Consider the following 5,089-nt stretch of genomic DNA (forward strand, 5'->3'; position numbering starts at 1 on the left):
ATCCAACCATACCGCTAAAATTTTTCGGGTCACATTTCCCGCACCGACGGCAAATGCGACTGACGGATAATAGCGTGCCGAAGAAGCCAATGACGTTTTTGATATCAGGATTAACCATCCGGCATTTCTCCTTTTACTTGTCGAATTTTCCTTTCTACCGGACGACCGGCTGCATCAAAATACCGGCTCGGCCAGATTTTTTCTGGCGGAATACCCATTGCCTCTGCGATCAGCTTTTCCCCTTTCGGCCACGGACGCGTCAGGGCATTCGTCAGCGTTGAGGAGGCAAGTCCGGCGGCACGCGAAACGGCGGCAAGCGTTGTCTTTCGTTTTCTAAGCGAAGCAATAATGTCGGCCTGGTGCCAGTCTTGATTTTTCATGCCAGTTCCTCCGGACCCTGCGCCGTTCTCAGGTACCGGGGTGCCTGTAAATCCGCAGCGAAGTAACTGACCAGATCATAAAGAAGCCCGGTCAGGGATTTTTCGGACTGTTCGGTGACCTCACGGTTTATCAAAATCTGCGTCAGGGTGAGACAGTATTCGGCCAGCTGTTCAGAATCAGGCTCAAAACGGGGTGCGGAGGCAGGAAGGGCATCTACCGTCAGGCTGTTAATCAGATGAGGTGGAACAGGATTGTGCAAGCCGGATTGCAGTCTGTTCAATGCCGTGGCCAGAGCATCAGAAATATTGCGACGTTGCAGCGGATTGTCGCTTTCTAACAGCGCTTCAGCATATTGTTCGCAATGCGCAGCCAGCACAGTGAAATCAGTGGCGGCATTAAAAGGAAGGGCTTTTAAAGAATGATGTTGGGTTGGGGTCGTAGCCATCGTGGCAGCCTCCGGTAAGTAAATTTTACTCACTACCCGAGAGGTCAATCTCATTGGTGGCGAGCTGAACAAGGTTGACCTTACCGGCCTTACTGGACACCGGCGCATCTTTCGATGCCCTCGCTCAGCCCACCATTGAAAGGTGTAGCAAAACGCGCGACACAATAAACGCTAACGCGTCATGTGTCACCAGTAAAGTCAGGCAGGAGGTCAATCCCGGCACCTGATTTTCAGGTGCGGGGAGAAGATACAACGGTGACGAAACCACGACAAGAAACACCGGCTGGTTTTCCAGGACGTCTCGCAAAAATTATTAACGCACCTTCTTTACCCGGACCGCTGCTAAAAACAATGTGACGAAGAAGCGCGTTAATTATCCTGCTTATCTCTGCCGGTAAGCTTATCTGTTGCTTTAGACAGTAAATAGAGGAACACCAGCCATACACCCATGCAGACAAACTTCATCGGCCAGGGCTCAAAAAACATAATGCAGAGTATTGAGCCAATAACGCTCAGCGGGCCAATAAGTGCTTCGAAAATGTGAAAAATAATGAAGGGGATGATCTTAGTAGCAATGCAGCGCAATGACCGGATAAAGCGGATAACACAATTATTATGCTGCATTGAGTTTATTTCTCATGCGAACCATAATTTTTATGAATTTGTGGCCATCTTTTATAAGGCCATATACAGCATCAGGGGAAAGAATAACCCCGGCAATGCGCGTTGCAATATCAGCCATGTCAGCCATGTAATCCCTTCGCGATAAATAATTTCCCTGTAAATTGCAGGGCATTCATCACTCAGCAACCAGACTCTTCATTGCGCCTGTCTGTCGCAAAACCTTTCCGGGATCACAACGCCATCATGAACACAAAACCTCAACTCTGCTCTGATACCAGCACCGCCATGGTGTCAGGCTCCAGCGCGCGAAAGATATGTTCAGCGTCGGCAGGATAGGAAATGTAATCTCCGGCATTCAGTTCTACCGGTGAATCCACCAGCCCGACCAGGGCGCGCCCCTGGGTGATAATAATGTGTTCCACCGAACCCTGCGGATGCGGGCTGGAAATACGGTCGGCTCCCGGCTGGGTGGTCAGCAGATAAATATCCCGGCGCGCAGCGGGCGGACAGGTCGCGAGTAATACTGCTTTATAATCCGCCAGTTCGGCCACCACCGCCGGACCTTCACCCCGGCGGATCACCTGCATTTTATTCACTTCCGGCTCCATCAGGCGCGCAAAAGGAATATTCAGCGCCACACACAGCGCCCACAACGTTTCCAGGCTCGGATTACCGTTGCCCGCTTCAAGCTGGGAAAGTGTCGATTTGGCGATACCTGCACGGCGGGCAACTTCCGCCAGTGACAGCCCGGCCCGCTGGCGCTCGCGAACCAGTCCCTTCGAAATAACGCTAATAGGTTGTGGCATAAACTTACCCTGATCAGTATAACGAACGATCGTTCGACTTGAAGAACGATGCAGATGCGTTCATTATAATAGAGACTTGTTCGTTATGGGATTGAATTATGCGTACGCGTTTCTTTTCACCGCTGGGAAATGATGTGATTAAAGCCATCTTTCTGGTGTGCCTGGCCGATGGCCTGGTGGGGATTTCTTATGGGTCGCTGGCGGTCGCAGGCGGTTTCCCGCTGTGGGTACCGCTGATGCTTTCACTGCTGGTGCTGGCAGGGGCATCAGAGTTTCTGTTTATCGCCATTGTCGGCGGGGGCGGCAGCCCGTTTGCGGCAGCGGCGGCCGGATTACTGGTCAATGCACGCCATTTACCGTTCGGGATTGCGGTGAAGGATCTGGTGGGCAGCAAAGCCATGAGCTGGCTGGGTTGTCACATCATGAACGATGAAAGTGTGGTATTTGGCATCTCACAATCTACCCCTGAAAAGCGTAAAACGGCTTACTGGTTATGCGGCGCAGGCATCGCCTTGTTCTGGCCGGTCAGCGTGATAGCCGGGGCTTATATCGGGCAGTTTATTCCGGATATCAAAGCCATCGGCCTTGATGCCGTATTCCCGGCCATTTTACTGGGGTTGATTTTCCCGTCGCTGCGCAGCAGGAGAACGCGTACTCCTGCCACTGGCGGTGCCATCATTGCGGTAGCTGCGGTACCTTTTGTTCCGGCCGGTATGCCGGTGCTGTTTTCACTGCTCGGATTGCTGGCGTGGAGGAACCGAAAATGACCTCACACAGCCTGATGATGGCGGGAATTGCGGTGCTCGCCGCCGGAACATTTCTGATGCGCGTGGCCGGTTACCGGCTGGGTTCGCGCCTTAATTTGTCCCCCGCCACGCAGACAATGTTATCGGATGCGGCGACCACCTTACTGCTGGCGGTCGCGGCCACGTCAGCCCTGTTTGAAGGCCAGCATTTTGCCGGATACGCGAGGATTATTGGCGTCGGTGTGGCGCTGTTTTTAGCCTGGAGAAAAGCGCCGCTGATGGTGATTATTGTCGCGGCAGCCGCCGTCACGGCGCTGATGCGCGGGCTCGGTATGGCGTAGCAGAAACAAAAATGGCTTCCGCAGAAGCCATTTTTCACATCGGTGATGAGTTACGCCACGTCTTCGTATTGCGGAACCGGATTGCGGAAACTTTTGGTCATGCAGGCCAGATAGATAAAGCCGATTGCCCCCCAGATAAGCCCCAGCACCATCGATCCTTCTTCAAGATTCACCCACAAGGCGCCGACAGTCAGCGCGCCACACAACGGCAGAAGCAGATACTGGATATGATCCATAACGCTTTTGTTGCGCTTCTCGCGGATCCAGAACTGCGAAATGACCGACAGGTTGACGAAGGTAAAAGCCACCAGCGCACCGAAGTTAATCAGCGCTGTCGCCGTGACCAGATCGAAATTAATCGCCATCAAAGCAATGGCACCAACCAGCAACACGTTGAAAGACGGGGTGCGCCATGTCGGATGGATATAGCCGAAAAATCGTTTCGGAAACACGCCGTCGCGGCCCATTACATACATCAGGCGCGAAACGCCCGCGTGTGCCGCCATACCGGAGGCCAGCACGGTGATGCTGGAGAAAATCAGCGCACCAAACTGGAACGCCCTGCCCGCCACCTGCAACATGATTTCCGGCTGTGAAGCGTCCGGATCTTTGAAGCTGGAGATATCCGGGAAATAGAGTTGCAGAAAATAGGTCGCCGCAATAAAGATTACGCCGCCGATTAATGCCGTCAGGAATATCGCCCGCGGGATCACGCGCTCGGCATCTTTAGTTTCTTCCGATAAGTTACTGATGCCATCAAAACCGGTGAAGGAGAAACACAAAATGGTGGCACCGGTAATCATCGGCACGGTATGCGCATTTTCGCCCCAGAAGGGTTGGGTACTGGCCAGCGTGCCATAGCCGGTGCCGTGACCCACGCCATAAATCACCATGCCGGTGATCACCGTGATAAGCACTATCTGCAAGACAACCACCAGCGTATTAATATTGGCGACCGTTTTAATGCTGCGTAAATTCGACAGCGTCATAAAACCGACCAGCACAACGACAAATATCCACGACGGCACTGACGGGACCAGCGCTTCAAAATAGATTTTCGCCAGCAGGATATTGATCATTGGCGCGAATAAGTAATCGAGCAGCGACGACCAGCCGACCATAAAACCGACCACCGGATGGATGGCTTTTTGCGCGTAAGTATACGCAGAACCGGCGGAAGGATAGCGGCGCACCAGCTTGCCGTAACTGAGCGCGGTGAACAGCACAGCGATCAGCGCAAAAGCATACGCCGTTGGCACATGGCCGTCCGTCAGGCCGGAGACAATACCGAACGTATCGAACAATGTCATGGGCTGCATATAGGCCAGGCCTATCATAACAACCGGAATCAGCGTAAGCGTTTTACGTAATTCCACGCGGGAAGTGGTACCTGTCACGGCATTATCCGACATGATGTTGATTTCCCATGACGGAGAACGCGGCATATTGAGAGTGCTGCACCATTGATGTTTCCTTGCGACAAGACTGTCGGTATCTGAAAGTAAATATCTATCCGGTACTTAGCCCGGCCTCTGGTATTTGAATGTTTTCTGGTATGAAGAATGCGTGTATCAATGAGCCAGTAACGGATCATCCCCGTTTTGCGGGGCGCATATTTTGCCTTATTAAGTATTGAATTTACAAGCCGCATAAGAATAAACACCGCCAATAAATAAAACCGTCAGCCAAAACGAGCACGTATTGCCAAAAGTCGTCTGACGGTGATTTTGTTAATTGTTTTTATCC

8 protein-coding genes are annotated in these 5,089 nt (G+C 52.4%); 2 read left to right on the forward strand and 6 right to left on the reverse strand.

Annotated features, from left to right (window positions below; genetic code table 11):
- Positions 1–110: 110 nt before the first annotated feature.
- From J1785_RS03410 to J1785_RS03430, 5 genes are all read right to left on the reverse strand, one after another.
- The gene (locus J1785_RS03410; protein WP_129953099.1) at positions 111–380 is read right to left on the reverse strand and encodes a helix-turn-helix domain-containing protein; all 270 of its coding nucleotides are present in this window, start codon (positions 378–380) and stop codon (positions 111–113) included.
- Entirely contained in the window at positions 377–826 is a 450-nt protein-coding gene (locus J1785_RS03415; RefSeq protein WP_217218809.1) for a hypothetical protein, read from the reverse strand. The genes J1785_RS03410 and J1785_RS03415 overlap by 4 nt, the downstream gene beginning before the upstream one ends.
- A 369-nt stretch (positions 827–1,195) precedes the next feature.
- Positions 1,196–1,450, reverse strand: coding sequence for a hypothetical protein (locus J1785_RS03420; protein ID WP_217218810.1), 255 nt, complete (start codon positions 1,448–1,450; stop codon positions 1,196–1,198).
- Positions 1,440–1,577 (reverse strand): hypothetical protein, encoded by a 138-nt coding sequence (locus J1785_RS03425; protein ID WP_217218811.1) that lies wholly within the window; start codon positions 1,575–1,577, stop codon positions 1,440–1,442. The genes J1785_RS03420 and J1785_RS03425 overlap by 11 nt, the downstream gene beginning before the upstream one ends.
- A gap of 130 nt (positions 1,578–1,707) precedes the next feature.
- Positions 1,708–2,256, reverse strand: coding sequence for a helix-turn-helix domain-containing protein (locus J1785_RS03430; protein ID WP_217139470.1), 549 nt, complete (start codon positions 2,254–2,256; stop codon positions 1,708–1,710).
- A 98-nt stretch (positions 2,257–2,354) separates the two neighbouring features.
- On the opposite strand from J1785_RS03430, the gene J1785_RS03435 reads away from it, so the two are divergent.
- Together J1785_RS03435 and J1785_RS03440 are read left to right on the forward strand one after the other, a co-directional pair.
- Positions 2,355–3,023, forward strand: coding sequence for an AzlC family ABC transporter permease (locus J1785_RS03435; RefSeq protein ID WP_129953103.1), 669 nt, complete (start codon positions 2,355–2,357; stop codon positions 3,021–3,023).
- The gene (locus J1785_RS03440) at positions 3,020–3,343 is read left to right on the forward strand and encodes an AzlD domain-containing protein (protein WP_217139471.1); all 324 of its coding nucleotides are present in this window, start codon (positions 3,020–3,022) and stop codon (positions 3,341–3,343) included. The genes J1785_RS03435 and J1785_RS03440 overlap by 4 nt, the downstream gene beginning before the upstream one ends.
- Before the next feature lie 50 nt (positions 3,344–3,393).
- Here J1785_RS03440 and J1785_RS03445 read toward each other — a convergent pair whose 3' ends face one another.
- Positions 3,394–4,755 carry an APC family permease gene (locus tag J1785_RS03445; protein WP_129953323.1) on the reverse strand — a complete coding sequence of 454 codons (1,362 nt, stop codon included), beginning with the start codon at positions 4,753–4,755 and terminating at the stop codon, positions 3,394–3,396.
- Positions 4,756–5,089: the final 334 nt, after the last annotated feature.

The sequence above is a fragment of the Rahnella perminowiae genome (genome assembly GCF_019049755.1).
GTDB classification, from domain to species: domain Bacteria; phylum Pseudomonadota; class Gammaproteobacteria; order Enterobacterales; family Enterobacteriaceae; genus Rahnella; species Rahnella perminowiae.

Bases quoted from the DNA above. Each gene is read 5' to 3' on its own strand.
- J1785_RS03410 (WP_129953099.1), bottom strand. From the start codon at position 380: ATGAAAAATCAAGACTGGCACCAGGCCGACATTATTGCTTCGCTTAGA.
- J1785_RS03415 (WP_217218809.1), bottom strand. From the start codon at position 826: ATGGCTACGACCCCAACCCAACATCATTCTTTAAAAGCCCTTCCTTTT.
- J1785_RS03420 (WP_217218810.1), bottom strand. From the start codon at position 1,450: ATGCAGCATAATAATTGTGTTATCCGCTTTATCCGGTCATTGCGCTGC.
- J1785_RS03425 (WP_217218811.1), bottom strand. From the start codon at position 1,577: ATGGCTGACATGGCTGATATTGCAACGCGCATTGCCGGGGTTATTCTT.
- J1785_RS03430 (WP_217139470.1), bottom strand. From the start codon at position 2,256: ATGCCACAACCTATTAGCGTTATTTCGAAGGGACTGGTTCGCGAGCGC.
- J1785_RS03435 (WP_129953103.1), top strand. From the start codon at position 2,355: ATGCGTACGCGTTTCTTTTCACCGCTGGGAAATGATGTGATTAAAGCC.
- J1785_RS03440 (WP_217139471.1), top strand. From the start codon at position 3,020: ATGACCTCACACAGCCTGATGATGGCGGGAATTGCGGTGCTCGCCGCC.
- J1785_RS03445 (WP_129953323.1), bottom strand. From the start codon at position 4,755: ATGTCGGATAATGCCGTGACAGGTACCACTTCCCGCGTGGAATTACGT.